Origin of the sequence: Achromobacter dolens (genome assembly GCF_902859745.1) — a bacterium.
GTDB lineage: Bacteria > Pseudomonadota > Gammaproteobacteria > Burkholderiales > Burkholderiaceae_B > Achromobacter > Achromobacter dolens.
Window position 1 is genome coordinate 166,382 of sequence record NZ_CADIJW010000005.1, and the last position, 13,094, is coordinate 179,475.

Consider the following 13,094-nt stretch of genomic DNA (forward strand, 5'->3'; position numbering starts at 1 on the left):
GCCCCGGGGATCTACCGATTCCTGGGGCGTTTTCGTTTCAGCGCGCGTTGTGGCAGGCGATCAGCACGCCGCAAGCCGCGCGGCAGTCATTCCACCAGGCCCAGCCCGTTGAGCGCCGCCAGGTTCTCCGGCCAGCGGCGCGCGCGGGCGTTCTGCAGTTCGATGCGGGCCCAGGCCATCCAGCCGGCCCACTCGATGCGCTTGTCCCACGCGGTGCCCCAGGCCTGCAAGGCAGCCAGGCCGGCGGCCGCGTGGCCTTCGGCGGCCTCGAAGTCGCCCGCCGTCAGCGCCAGTTGTGCCAGCAGCAGGCGCGGCTCGGCGACCCACGGGTTGTGCGCCACCGCGGCTTCCAGCATGTGGCGCGCGGTGTCCATTTCGGTCTGCGGATGCATGCGCGTGACGACCTGCCAGTACAGCGCGCTGGCGGCGGCCTCGTCGCGCGGGCTGAGCGTGGCGCGGCAATGGTCGAACGCGGGTGGCACGGGGATGCCGGTATCGGCCGGCAGCGCCGACAGCGGCGCCAGCAGGTGCGACAGCATCGACAGGATGTTCGACGGCGGCTTCAGCGGGCCGGGCCACAGCGAGGCGGCCCAGTGTGATTTGAGGTCGCGGCGCTGCTGCTGTGGATAGCCGGCGAAGATCTCGTCCTGCCAGCTATGCCACTGTTCGCCGATGTCGGCGGCCGACACCACGATGAAGGCGGCGACCTGGCGCGGCGTGAAGGTGAAGACCTGGCCGTCGGCGCCTTCCAGCGTCAGGCCCTCGGGCCCCTGGCCCTGGCCTTGCAGGATGGCCTGCACGAAGCGGGTGCGCGGCATGGCGCAGAACAGGCTGACCCATTCCTCGGCTTCGGCGCCCAGCACTTCGCGCAGCGTGCTGCGTTCGCGCTCGCGGTCGAACAGGGTGAGATCGACGTACTCGTTGCCATACACGCTGTGGAACAGGCCCAGCAGCCGCACTTCGCGCGGCTGGTTCCACAGCGCCAGGGTGCGGTAGACGCCCAGCAGGTGGTGCTTGAAGGTGCCGGCCTTGTGCCAGTCTTCGCCGGCGCTGCGGGCAAACAGCAGGTCGAGCAGGACGGGCAGGTCGGCATCGACGGCGGCATAGTGGTCGGCCAGCAGGGCGCGCGCGTGCGGATGCAGTTCGTTGGGGGTGGGCATGGCAATGACGGCAAGGGGTTGGGAATCCAGCCGCTATTGTGTCGTGCGCAAGCGTGCTTGTCATGGCGCGGCGCTTATATGGAAATAAGCATATCAATATGAAAATTCATCGCTTCCGGTTTTGAAGGGCGCTCACTAGAATCCGGGGCTTCCCTTCCCTTGTTCGATTGCCGAGATTCCCATGCGTCTACGCCACACCCTGGCCGCCCTTGCCACCCTGATCGGATTCGCCGCCGCCGCGCCGGCCATGGCGCAGGACGCCGAACTGAAAGTCGGCGTGACCGTCGGCCCGCACGCCCAGATCGGCGAAGTGGTGCAGCAGGTCGCGGCCAGGCAGGGCCTGAAGGTCAAGCTGGTCGAGTTCAGCGACTTCATCCAGCCCAATGCCGCGCTGGACGCCAAGGAACTGGACCTGAACATCTACCAGCACAAGCCCTTCCTGGAATCGCAGAACAAGGCGCGCGGCTACAAGCTGGTGCCGGTGGCCACGGCCGTGGTGCAGCAGATGGGCATCTATTCCAAGCGCGTGAAGTCGCTGGACGACCTGCAGCCGGGCGCCAAGGTGGCGATCCCCAACGACCCGACCAACGGCGCCCGCGCGCTGCTGGTGCTGCAGGCCGCCAAGCTCATCAAGCTCAAGGACGGCGTGACCGTGACGGCCTCGCTGTTCGACGTGGTCGACAACCCCAAGAAGCTCAAGTTCGTCGAGATCGAGGCCGCGCAGCTGCCGCACTCGCTGGCCGACGTGGACGCCGCCGCGGTGAATTCGGCCTACGCCATCCCGGCCGGCCTGTCGCCCGCCAAGGATGCGCTGGCGCTGGAAAGCAAGGATGCGCCGTTCGCCGCCGTGGTCATCGCCGCACGCGAGGACAACAAGAACGATCCGCGCATCGCGCGCTTCATCAAGGCCTACCAGTCCGACGAGGTGAAGGCCTTCGTGGCGCAGAAGTTCCCTGGCGCGTATTCCACCTCCTGGTAAGCGATGTCGACGCTGACGATCTATCCGCAGGACGATCCCGCTGCCGGCCGGCGCATCGATGAGGTCGGCGAGATCCGGCGCGAGCTGGCCGCCATCGGGGTGACCTTCGAGCGCTGGCAGGCACAGGCGCCGCTGACGCCCGGCGCGCCGCAGGCCGAAGTGCTGGCGGCGTATCGTCCCGAGATCGAGCGGCTGGTGGCCGAGCGCGGCTATCGCAGCGTCGATGTGGTCAGCCTGGGTCCGGCGCATCCGGACCGCGAGGCCTTGCGCCGCAAGTTCCTGGCCGAGCACACGCACGCCGATGACGAGGTGCGCTTCTTCGTTGCCGGCAGCGGCCTGTTCACGCTGCATGCCGCCGGCCGCGTCTACGCGGTGCTGTGCGAGCAGGGTGACCTGATCTCGGTGCCGGCCGGCCTGCCGCACTGGTTCGACATGGGCTCGGCGCCCGCGTTCACCTGTATCCGGCTGTTCAATGATCCGGCGGGCTGGGTCGCGCGGTTCACGGGCGACGAGATCGCCGCGCGTTTTCCGGTGCTGCCCTGACGGCGCGAGGGCGCGGCGTGCAGTGACGACGCGGCCTGATCGTGTCCTCCGCCTCAAGCGGTCCGGATACGCGCCCGGGCCGCGCCGCCGCGTTCTTCCTTGCGGTTCGCTCTAAGCGTATTTGCCCGTCAGGCCCCCATCCACCAGCAGTTCCGTGCCGGTGATGTACGACGCTTCATCCGACGCCAGGAACGCCACCGCGTTCGCCACTTCCCACGGCGTGCCCATGCGGCCCATCGGCACCTGCCGGTCGCGCGCCTTGCGCGCCGCCTCCAGGTCGTCCTTGGCGAACATGCCGGCCACGTTCTTCGCGACGCGCGGCGTATCGATCAGGCCCGGGATCACCGTGTTCACGCGAATGCCGTCGGCCGCATACTGCTGCGCCGCCATGCGGGCGAAGTGGATCACCGCGGCCTTGCTGACGCTGTAGGCCAGGTGGGGGTAACCGGTGTAGCGGATGCCGGCGATCGACGACACGGTGACGATGGCGCCGCCGCCCTGCGCGCGCATCACGGGCGCCAGCAGGCGCGTGGCGATCAGCAGGCTGGTGACGTTGACGCGCTGGATGCGATCCCAATCCGCCAGGTCGATGTCTTCCGGGCCGCCGACCTTGCCGATGCCGGCGTTGGCCTGCAGCACGTCGATGCGGCCGTAGTGGGCCAGCGCCGCGTCCACCGCGGCCCGCATGGCGTCGGCGTCGGCCACGTCGGCCTGCACCGGCAGGGCCTGGCCGCCAGCGCGCTCGACTTCATGGGCCGCGTCCTCGGCCGCCGCCAGGTCGGCGTCCAGCGCGATGATGGCCGCGCCCTGGCGCGCCAGCGTCACGCAACTGGCCTTGCCGATGCTCCAGCCGGCGGCCGAGGAACCGGCGCCGGCCACCAGCGCGATCTTGCCCGCCAGCCGTGCGCCGGGCGCGGGCGGGATCACGACGGTTCTCCGTCGCGCTGGTGCGACTTGCCCTTGCCGACGTAGGGAATGGCGTGGTCGATGGTTTCCCAGATAAATCGGCCGCTCGGGCTCTGCTGCTCCTCGGCCACGTGCGACACCAGGCCGGCGGCGCGCGAGATGACCGCAAAGCCGCGCATCAGCGCGGTGGGCACGCCGATCTCGCTGAGTAGCGCGGCGACCGCGCCGGTGGCGTTGATGGTGATGTGCTTGCCGTAGGTCTCGTCGATCGCCGCCGCCAGCAGCCGCAGCGCCTTGAGCGAATCGCCGGGCAGGTCCGGCTCGGCCTCGGCCAGCGCCAGCAGCTTGATCGAACGCGGGTCGTCGGGCTTGTGCAGGTGGTGGCCGAAGCCCGGCAGCGCCTGGCGGCTGGCGCGGAATTCCTGCGCGATCGCCAGCGCCTCGGCGCGGCCGTCGGCGGCCTGGCGGATGCGGTCCAGCAGGCGCGAGCAGTTCTCCATGGTGCCGACGAACTGGCTGCCGACCGCCATCAGGCCGGACGCCACCGCGCCCTGCAGGTTTTCGGGCGCGCTCATGTAGATCAGGCGGGTGGCGATGGCGCTGGGCGTGAGGCCATGCTCCATCAGGGTCACCAGCACCGCGTCGACGATGCGCATGTCCACCGGCCGCGCCTCGCGGCCCAGGATCTGCATGATCATGACTTCGGTGAAGGTCTTCTTGCCGATCAGGTCTTCCACCAGGTCGACGTCGCGGTACGACATGCCGGTGAGGTGATGGGCGCAGAGGCGGGTTTCGGGCGTGTTCATGAAGACTCCTTGAGGGCCGCATCGCGCACGGCGTTCTTGAGCACCTTGCCGACGGGCGAGCGCGGCAGGCTGACGTGGAGGTGGATCTGCTTGGGCGTGGCGACCGGGCCGAGCAGGGCGCGCACGTGGGCCTTGAGCGCATCGGCGTCGGCCGCGACACCGGGATGCAGTTGCACCGCGGCGTGCACGGCCTCGCCCCATTTGTCGTCGGGCAGGCCGAACACCGAGCATTCGTAGACGGCCGGATGCGACGACAGCGCGTTCTCGACATCCACGGGATACACATTGAAGCCGCCGGTGATGATGACGTCGCGCAGGCGGTCCTTCAGGAACAGGTAGCCGCGTTCATCGATCAGGCCGGTGTCGCCCGTGTGCAGCCAGCCGTCGACGATGGTCTCGGCGGTCTTCTCGGGCAGGCGCCAGTAGCCCGACATCACCAGGTCGCCGCGCACCACCACTTCGCCGATGGCGCCGCGCGGCAGCAGCGCGCCAGCCGGGTCCATGATGGCGACGTCCGATAGCCAGGTGACGCGGCCGACCGAGGCCCGGTTGTCGGGCGATTCCAGGTCGGCGGGACGCAGCACCGTGACGATCTGCGGCGCCTCGGTCTGGCCGTAGGTGGTGCCCAGCACCGGGCCGAAGAAGGCGCGGGCGCGTTCGATTTTTTCGGGCGGCATGGGCGCGCCGCCATAGATCAGGTTGCGCAGTTTGGGGAAATCGGCGCGCGACACGCCCGGCTGCGCCATGATCATGTAGATCAGCGTCGGCGGCATGAAGCTGAGCGTGCCGCCGCGTTCGCGGAAGGCGGCAGTGATCGAGGCCGGCGTGGCGCTGTCCAGCAGCACGTGCGCGCCGCCGCGCGCCAGCACGGGCAGCAGGTAGGTGCCCGTGCCGTGGGTCACCGGCGCGGCGACCACGTAGCGGTCCTGGTGCGTCAGGCCCCAACTGTGGATCTGGTTGATGATGGCGGCGTTCCAGGCGTGATAGGGCTGCATCACGCCCTTGGGCAGGCCGGTGGTGCCGCCGGTGAACTTGATTGCCTGGGTGGCCTCGCGCGGCAGCGCGTGGCGCAGCGGTTCGCGGCCGGCGCCGCGTTGCAGCAGGGCCTCGAAGGCCAGGCCGGCGATGTCCGGCGCCAGGCTGACGCGATGCGGCGCGCCCGCCGCCACCAGCGCGTCGCCGGCGTCGTCCACCATGACGATGGACGGCTCGGTGGCGTCCAGGATGCGCCCGATCTCGCGCGCCGTGCTGCGGGTGTTCAGCGGCACCCAGATCTTGCCGCTGGCCAGCACCGCCAGCAGCGCCAGGATATGACGGCTGGTGTTGCCCGCGCACAGGGCGACGCGGGTCTGTGGCGCCGGGTCCAGGTCCTGCAGCGCGGCGGCCAGCGCGCGCACGTCCGTGGCCAGCCGCGCATACGTCACCTGGCCCTCGGGCGCGTCCAGCGCCACGCGGTCCGGATACTGCTCGGCGGCGCGGAAAAAGAAATCTATCGGGTACACCCTGGTGCTCCTCAGTTGGCTTTGATGTCGGCGCGCTTGACCACTTCGCCCCATTTGTCGATTTCGCTGGCGATCTTCTTGCCGAAGGTCTGCGGCGTGTTGGGCGATTGCGGCGCGTAGAAGCCCGATTGCTGGAACGAGGCCAGCAGCGCGGGGTTGGCCAGGGCCTTGTTCATGGCCTGGTTCAGGCGCGCGATGATGGGTTGCGGCGTGCCGGCCGGCGCCATCAGGCCGAACCAGGATTCGACGTCGAAGCCGGGCAAGCCGGACTCGGCCAGCGTCGGCACGTCGGGCACGGCCGGAAGCCGCTGCGGCGAGGTGACGCCGATGGCGCGCAGCTTGCCAGCCTGCACGTGGGGCAATGACGAGGGCAGGTTGTCGAACATGGAATCGACCTGGCCGCCCAGCAGGTCGGCCACCGCCGGACCACTGCCGCGATAGGGCACGTGCAGGATGTCGGTGCCGGTCTGCATCTTGAACAGTTCGCAGGACAGGTGGATGGACGAGCCGCTGCCCGACGAGGCGCAGGTCAGCTTGCCGGGGTGGGCCTTGGCGTAGGCCAGGTATTCCGGCACCGTCTTGACCGGCAGCTTGGGGTTGACCACCAGGATGTTGGGGATGGTCGCCAGCAGGCCGATCGGCTCGAAGTCCTTGACGAAGTCGTAGTTGAGCTTGCTGTACAGCGTGCGGTTGATGGTGTTGGCGATCGACCCTACGTAGAGCGTATAGCCGTCGGGCGCGGCGCGCGCGACGATTTCGGCGCCGATGTTGCTGTTGGCGCCGGTCTTGTTCTCCACCACGATGGTCTGGCCGAGTTCCTCGTTCAGGGCCTTGGCGACCAGACGCGCCACGATGTCGGTGGCGCCGCCCGCGGCGTAACCGACCACCAGGGTCACCGGGCGTTCGGGATAGGGTTTGGCAGCCTGGCTCGGCGCGCTGAATGCAATGGCGCCCGCCAGGGCCGCGGCGCTGGCGGCCAGCCGCCTGCTGAATGTCTGCATGGTTGTCTCCGTCCTGTTTGTCTAATATCTGGACAGATCTTTGCCTGCCCGACTTCATATTGGGCTTTGATAGGCGCCTCATCAACGCAAGGTGTCCAGAAAATGAACAAACCGGAAAGCGACGACGGCGGGCCGCGGGTGTTGCGGCGCGGGCTGCGGGTGCTGGGCGTGCTGCGCCAGGCGGGCGCGGCCGGCATGCACGTGACCGACATCGCGCGCGCCGCCGGCATGCAGCGCTCGACCGTCTACCGGTACCTGGATGTGCTGGCGCAGGAGGGCTACGCGCTGCGCGAGCCGGACGCGCCGCACTGGCGCATGGCGGAACTGGGCGTGATGATGGCCGGCGATCCGCACGCCGAAGCGGTGCGCGGCCTGCGGCCGGTGCTGCGGCAGATCAGCGACGTCAGCGGCGATTCGGCATTCCTGATCTGCCGCGCCGGCGGCGATTCGCTATGCCTGCATCGCGAGGTCGGCAACTACCCGGTGCAGGTGCTGGCGGTGACCATCGGCCATCGCCAGCCGCTGGGGGTGGGCGCGGCCGGCCTGGCGCTGCTGGGCGCTTTGCCGCCGGCCGAGGCCGACGAGGTGATCGCACAGAACGAGCAGGCCTTGCGCGCCTATGGCGGCATGACGGTGGCGCAGATGCGGCGGTTGGCCGAGAACACGCGCGACCGGGGTTGGGCGGTGGTGGGCAATGCGGCGGTGCCGGGCGTGCTGGGCGTCGGGGTGGCGTTGTGCGACGCGGGCGGCTATCCGCGGCTGGCGGTCAGCGTTTCGAGCCTGATAGACCGCATGCAGGCGCCGCGCCAGCGCGCCATTGCCGAGTTGATCCGCACGCAGTTGGGGCAGGACGAGGTCAGGCGCCAGCGCTGGAGCTTGCCCGGCTTGGTCGACGAGGCGGATTGAACGATAAGGGGTCGGTCCGGCCTCGATGGCATCGAGGCCGGCTGCGCGCGTCAGGCCTGCGCCGGCGCGGGCGCGCGGTAGGTCTTCTGGTAGTGCACCGTGAAGGTCTTGAACGCGTCCAGCGCCTTGCGCGGGTCGTGGCCCGGCTTGACCAGGAAGCTGTCGAAGCCGACGCGCGCCTGGTAGTGGATGGTGTCGATCATCACGTCGCCGACCGCGCGCAGCTCGCCCGTCCAGTGATAGCGGGTGCGCAGCAGTTGCGCCAGCGAATAGCCGCGGCCATCGGTGTAGACGGGGAAGTCCACCGCGATGAAGGCGATGCCCGCCGGATCGAGCGTGCCATCGGCTTCCAGCAGGTCGCGCAGGTCGGCGTCCGGTTCCAGCAGGACCGCGACCGGATGGCGATGGCGCCGCAGCGTGGCGTGCGAGGCCTTCCAGGTGGCCAGCGGCACGATCCAGCCGGGTTCGTCGGTCGGCACCTGGCCGTCGGCCGCGACCTCGGGGTCGGGCACGAAGGGGCGGGCGCTGTCGGCTTCCAGCCGGCCGTTGCGGATCAGGTGCGGGCCGGGCGCGTCGTGGGCGTAGGGCTCAGACATGGGCGGCCTCCTGGGCGGGCTTGGCAAAGGCGGGGTCGGAATACACGTCCTGCTTGAAGGGATCGATGCCGACGCGGTCCACCACGTCGATGAAGCGTTCTTCCTCGCTGTCGCGCAGGCCCAGGTAGGTGCGGATCAGGCGGTCGACCACGCCCGGCACCTGGTCGCGGGCGAACGAGGGGCCGATGATGCGGCCGATGGCGGCGCCGCCGCCCTTTGTGGATTCGATGTCGGGCAGCGGTTTGGCGGCGCCGTTCTGGCGGCCGCCGATGGTGACCTGGTACCACTCCTCGCCGGCCTTATCGACCCCCAGGATGCCGATGTGGCCGACGTGGTGGTGGCCGCAGGAGTTGATGCAGCCGGAGATGTTCAGGTCCAGCTCGCCGATCTCGAACAGGTAGTCGAGGTTGTCGAACTGGCGCTGGATGGCCTCGGCCACGGGGATCGACACGGCATTGGCGAGCGCGCAGAAATCCCCGCCCGGACAGGCGATGATGTTGGTCAGCAGGCCGACGTTGGGCGTGGCCAGGTTCAGCGCTTCGAGCTTGCCCCACAGCTCGTGCAGGCGGGCGCGGCGCACGTCGGCCAGGATCAGGTTCTGCTCGTGCGACACGCGCAGTTCGCCGAAGCCGTATTCATCGGCCAGCGCGGCCACCGCGTCCATCTGTTCGGCGGTGATGTCGCCCGGCGGCACGCCGGTGGCCTTGAGCGAGACGGTGACGGCGGCGTAGCCCGGCGTCTTGTGCGCATGCACGTTGGTGCGGAGCCAGCGGGCGAAGCGCTTGTCGGCGGCGGCCAGCGCCTCCGTGTTGTCGGTGTCGTTGGCCGCGGCCGGATCGTATTGCGGCCAGATGAAGCGCGCGGCGATGGTGTCGACGAATTCCTGCGTGATGGTGTCGGGGCCGCCCTTGATAAGCTGCCACTGTTCGTCCACCTGCTGCGCGTAGACTTCCGGCGTCAGGTCCTTCACCAGGATCTTGATGCGCGCCTTGTACTTGTTGTCGCGGCGGCCATGCAGGTTGTAGACCCGCAGCGCGGCCTGCAGGTAGGTCAGCAGGTCCTGCCATTCGACGAACTGGTTGATCAGCTTGCCGACGATGGGCGTGCGGCCCATGCCGCCGCCGACCCAGACGCGGAAACCGAGCTTGCCGTCGCGCTCGACCGCCTGCAGACCGATGTCGTGCACGCCGACCGCCGCGCGGTCCTGCACCGCGCCGCTGACCGCGATCTTGAACTTGCGCGGCAGGAATGCGAATTCGGGGTGCAGCGTGGACCACTGGCGGATGATCTCGCACCACACCAGCGGGTCGATCAGCTCGTCCGGCGCGACGCCGGCGAAGTGGTCGGTGGTGGTGTTGCGGATACAGTTGCCGCTGGTCTGGATGGCGTGCATCTGCACCGTGGCCAGTTCGGCCAGGATGTCCGGCACGTCTTCCAGCTTGGGCCAGTTGAACTGGATGTTCTGGCGCGTGCTGAAGTGGCCGTAGCCGCGGTCCCATTTGCGCGCGATGTGCGCCAGGGTGCGCAACTGGCGCGAGGCCAGGATGCCGTAGGGGATGGCCACCCGCAGCATCGGCGCGTGGCGCTGGATATACAGGCCGTTCTGCAGGCGCAGGACGCGGAATTCATCTTCGGTGAGCTGGCCATCGAGGAAGCGGCGCGTCTGGTCGGCGAACTGCGCCACGCGCTGCTCGACGAGCTGCTGGTCGACGGGGTCATACACGTACATGTCTACTGCCCTTGAGGTCTTCTCGGTCTGGTCCCCGCAAGCGTGGCCCGCCGTAGGCGGGGACTGGGGGATTCATAACCGTAACAGGCAGCCGCTTCGACCGTCTAAGTCATTCTGGTAATAAGCGTATGCCTGCGGCAGACACCTGCGTGGCGGCGTTCAGCCGCCGGACCCGGCGACCGCCCGGGGACGCGGCCGGGCGCCCCGGAAGGCGGCCAGGCTGGCCAGCGCCAGCAGGCCGACGGCCGCCGCGCCGTACAGCATGACATCGCCAAACCCGTGCGTCAGCGCGATCCGGGCCACGTCCGCGGGGATGGCCGGCGCGGCGCCATCGCCCAGGTTGCCCGCCGACAGGGCCTCGGCCATGGCGCGCAGCGTGGCATCGGCGGGCGCCTGGGGCCAATGGCGGCGCAGCGACGCCAGGACGCTTTCGACCAGCAGGAATCCCATCAGCGCGATATTGATGGACAGGCTGATCATGCGCACGCTGATGTCGATGCCCGAGGCCATGCCGGCGCGGTCGCCGGGCACCGCGCCCGTGGTGGTGTTGGTCACGGGCGTGTTGATCAGGCCCAGGCCGGTGCCGGCCAGCAGGCAGCCGGGCAGCATCGTCAGCCAACTGGCCTGCGCGACGCCGCTGCCCCATTTCATCAGCGCGAAGCCCAGGCAGATGGCGAACAGGCCGGCCGGGATCACCGTGTCGGGGCGGTAGCGCAGCGCCAGTTTCTCGCCCAGCGGCGGCGCCACCAGGGTCGGCAGGGTGTAGGCCAGCAGCGCCAGGCCGGTGCCCAGGCCGCCGTAGCCCAGGCCGTTCTGGAAATACAGCGGCAGGTAGATCATGAAGGGCCAGAAGCTGAAGTTCATCGCGGCTGACGCCAGCAGCGCGCCCGAGAAGCGACGGATGCGGAACACCGCGAAGTCGAACATCGGGTCGGCGCAGCGGCGTTCGGTGATCACGAAGACGATCAGCGCTACGATGGCCGCGCCCAGGCTGGCGAGGGTCGCCAAGCTGGCGAAGCCAGCCGATGGCCCCTGGGTGATGAACCAGGCCAGTCCGAACACCGCCACTGACAGCGAGACGATGCCGGCCACGTCCAGCTTGCGCTGGCGCGGATCGCGCGATTCGTCCACGCCCTTCCACGCCAGGCCCAGGGCGATCAACGCCAGCGGGCCGTGCGCCAGGAACACCCATTGCCAGCTCGCTACCGCCACGATGGCCGAGCCGATGACGGGGCCGAATCCCAGGCCGACGCCGAAGGCGATGCCCCAGGCGCCAAAGGCCCGGCCGCGCGCGGCGCCGTCCTGGAAGCGGTGCGACAGCACCGCCACCTGGCAGATCAGCATGGCGCCGCCGGACAGGCCCTGCAACGCGCGGCCGGCGATCAGCACGCCGGTGTCCTGCGCCCAGCCGCAGACCAGGGAGGTCAGGCCGAACACCGCCAGGCTGGCCAGCAGCAGGCGCTTGCGGCCGTAGCGGTCGGCCAGCGTGCCCGCGGCCATCAACACCGTGGTGCAGGCGATGGTGTAGGCGTTCATGATCCATTGCAGTTCCTGGAAGCCGCTGTGCAGGGCCTGTTCCAGCGTGGGCAGGATCACCGGCACGCTGGAGATCTCCAGGCCGAACATGAGGGCGGCCAGGCAGACGGCGGCCAGCGTAAAGCTATTTTTCTGCGCTATCGAAAGCGGCATCGGGGTTCTCACGAGAGGTCGGCGGCGGGAATCCGCCGCGGGACCTCATTCTGGGAGCCTGTTAAAAATGATGGAAATGATTTAATTTCGTCGAATTAATTAATTTTCATCATGAGTTGACGCCATGGACTTCGATACCGCGTTGCTGCGCACCTACGTCGCGGTCAAGGAGGCGGGCGGATTCACCCGCGCCGCCGAACGGCTGCACCTGAGCCAGTCGGCCGTCAGCCACCAGATCCGGCGCCTGGAGGAGCAGGCCGGCACCGCGCTGCTGGTCCGCACCACCCGCAGCCTGGCGCTGACCGAGGACGGCGAGGACTTCCTGCGCTACGCCGAACAGGTGCTGCGCGCCCAGGACGCGCTGGCGCGGCGCTTCCAGCGGTCATCGGTGGCGGGGGCGGTGCGCCTGGGCGTGCCCGAAAACTTCATGGGCGAACGCCTGCCGTTGCTGCTGGCGCGGTTCGCGCGCGCCTTTCCGGCGGTGCGCCTGGACGTGGTGGTCGGCAGCTACCTGGATCTGCGCACCCAGGTCGAGGCGGATGCGCTGGACCTGGCCGTGGTGATGGCGTTGCCCAGCGAACCCGAGCGCGGCGCGATGCTGCGGCGCACGCGCTTCGTGTGGGCCGCCGCGCACGCATTTGATTTTCCCGTTGACGAGCCGATCCCGCTGGCCTTCGCGCCATCCCCCTGTGTGCACCGGCTGGTGGGCGTGGACGCGCTACAGGCGGCCGGCCTGGAATGGCGGGTGGCATTCACCTCGCCCAGCCAGGAGGGCCTGCGCGCGGCGGTGCTGGCGGGTCTGGCGGTGACGGCGCTGCCGCAGGAGGACGTGCGGCCAGGCATGGACGTGATCGACGGCCGCTACGGCCTGCCGCCGTTGACGCATGCGGACTTCAGGTTGATTTCCCGCCAGACGGAACAGCAGGCGCCGGCGGTGCGGGCGTTCGGGCAGTTGCTGACGGAAATGTCGGCGCTGGCGCTGCCCTAGCGTGCTGTCTCGAGGCTACGCGGGCACGCTGTCCGCCCATTGACGCCATGGCGTCATTGCAGATCGCGTGGCGATCTACAGCGCGGCGTTGACCGCCCAGCGTGCCACCAGCACCAGGATCACGACCAGGCAGGCGGCCATCAGCAGGCCGGTGAGAATCAGCGGCGCGGGTTTGTTGTGGGCGATGTCGGCGTCGTAACCGCGGCCGCGGCGTACGCCGAAAAAGCCCCACAGGACGGATTTGACCGTGCGCAGGAAGCTGAGCATGGCGGGTCTCCAGACAGGGGAT

Annotated in this window: 13 protein-coding genes; 4 read left to right on the forward strand and 9 right to left on the reverse strand. The window is 69.2% G+C overall.

Features of this window, described 5'->3' with window-relative positions; all coding sequences use genetic code 11:
- Window positions 1-86: 86 nt before the first annotated feature.
- Window positions 87-1,160, reverse strand: a complete 1,074-nt coding sequence (locus HV783_RS06800) for a DUF6817 domain-containing protein (protein ID WP_070540700.1) — start codon at window positions 1,158-1,160, stop codon at window positions 87-89.
- Between the two features lie 181 nt (window positions 1,161-1,341).
- Between HV783_RS06800 and HV783_RS06805 the strand changes: the two genes are divergently transcribed.
- Window positions 1,342-2,139, forward strand: coding sequence for a MetQ/NlpA family ABC transporter substrate-binding protein (locus tag HV783_RS06805; protein WP_054417899.1), 798 nt, complete (start codon window positions 1,342-1,344; stop codon window positions 2,137-2,139).
- Window positions 2,140-2,142: 3 nt separating this feature from the next.
- A complete protein-coding gene (locus tag HV783_RS06810; protein WP_175188844.1) occupies window positions 2,143-2,682 on the forward strand; it encodes a 1,2-dihydroxy-3-keto-5-methylthiopentene dioxygenase in 540 nt (179 codons plus the stop codon).
- Window positions 2,683-2,793: 111 nt separating this feature from the next.
- Here the strand turns inward: HV783_RS06810 and HV783_RS06815 are convergent, their stop codons facing one another.
- The 4 genes from HV783_RS06815 to HV783_RS06830 are packed head-to-tail and all read right to left on the reverse strand — an operon-like array spanning window position 2,794 to window position 6,897.
- Window positions 2,794-3,609 carry an SDR family NAD(P)-dependent oxidoreductase gene (locus tag HV783_RS06815; protein ID WP_064527334.1) on the reverse strand — a complete coding sequence of 272 codons (816 nt, stop codon included), beginning with the start codon at window positions 3,607-3,609 and terminating at the stop codon, window positions 2,794-2,796.
- Window positions 3,606-4,394 (reverse strand): citryl-CoA lyase, encoded by a 789-nt coding sequence (locus HV783_RS06820; RefSeq protein WP_054500473.1) that lies wholly within the window; start codon window positions 4,392-4,394, stop codon window positions 3,606-3,608. The genes HV783_RS06815 and HV783_RS06820 overlap by 4 nt, the downstream gene beginning before the upstream one ends.
- Entirely contained in the window at window positions 4,391-5,896 is a 1,506-nt protein-coding gene (locus HV783_RS06825; RefSeq protein ID WP_175188845.1) for a class I adenylate-forming enzyme family protein, read from the reverse strand. The genes HV783_RS06820 and HV783_RS06825 overlap by 4 nt, the downstream gene beginning before the upstream one ends.
- An 11-nt stretch (window positions 5,897-5,907) precedes the next feature.
- Window positions 5,908-6,897, reverse strand: a complete 990-nt coding sequence (locus tag HV783_RS06830) for a Bug family tripartite tricarboxylate transporter substrate binding protein (RefSeq protein WP_175188846.1) — start codon at window positions 6,895-6,897, stop codon at window positions 5,908-5,910.
- Between the two features lie 102 nt (window positions 6,898-6,999).
- Here HV783_RS06830 and HV783_RS06835 point away from each other — a divergent pair, with 102 nt between their 5' ends.
- On the forward strand, window positions 7,000-7,803 hold the full coding sequence (locus HV783_RS06835; protein ID WP_054500475.1) for an IclR family transcriptional regulator: 804 nt from the start codon (window positions 7,000-7,002) through the stop codon (window positions 7,801-7,803).
- A 50-nt stretch (window positions 7,804-7,853) separates the two neighbouring features.
- Here HV783_RS06835 and HV783_RS06840 read toward each other — a convergent pair whose 3' ends face one another.
- From HV783_RS06840 to HV783_RS06850, 3 genes are all read right to left on the reverse strand, one after another.
- The gene (locus HV783_RS06840) at window positions 7,854-8,399 is read right to left on the reverse strand and encodes a DUF934 domain-containing protein (protein ID WP_175188847.1); all 546 of its coding nucleotides are present in this window, start codon (window positions 8,397-8,399) and stop codon (window positions 7,854-7,856) included.
- Entirely contained in the window at window positions 8,392-10,128 is a 1,737-nt protein-coding gene (locus HV783_RS06845; RefSeq protein ID WP_175188848.1) for a nitrite/sulfite reductase, read from the reverse strand. The genes HV783_RS06840 and HV783_RS06845 overlap by 8 nt, the downstream gene beginning before the upstream one ends.
- Window positions 10,129-10,287: 159 nt before the next feature.
- On the reverse strand, window positions 10,288-11,817 hold the full coding sequence (locus tag HV783_RS06850; RefSeq protein WP_175188849.1) for an MFS transporter: 1,530 nt from the start codon (window positions 11,815-11,817) through the stop codon (window positions 10,288-10,290).
- A 124-nt stretch (window positions 11,818-11,941) separates the two neighbouring features.
- Between HV783_RS06850 and HV783_RS06855 the strand changes: the two genes are divergently transcribed.
- Window positions 11,942-12,805, forward strand: coding sequence for a LysR substrate-binding domain-containing protein (locus HV783_RS06855; protein ID WP_116792963.1), 864 nt, complete (start codon window positions 11,942-11,944; stop codon window positions 12,803-12,805).
- A gap of 75 nt (window positions 12,806-12,880) precedes the next feature.
- On the opposite strand, the gene HV783_RS06860 is transcribed toward HV783_RS06855, so the two are convergent.
- On the reverse strand, window positions 12,881-13,072 hold the full coding sequence (locus tag HV783_RS06860) for a DUF2970 domain-containing protein (protein WP_006390012.1): 192 nt from the start codon (window positions 13,070-13,072) through the stop codon (window positions 12,881-12,883).
- Window positions 13,073-13,094 lie beyond the last annotated feature (22 nt).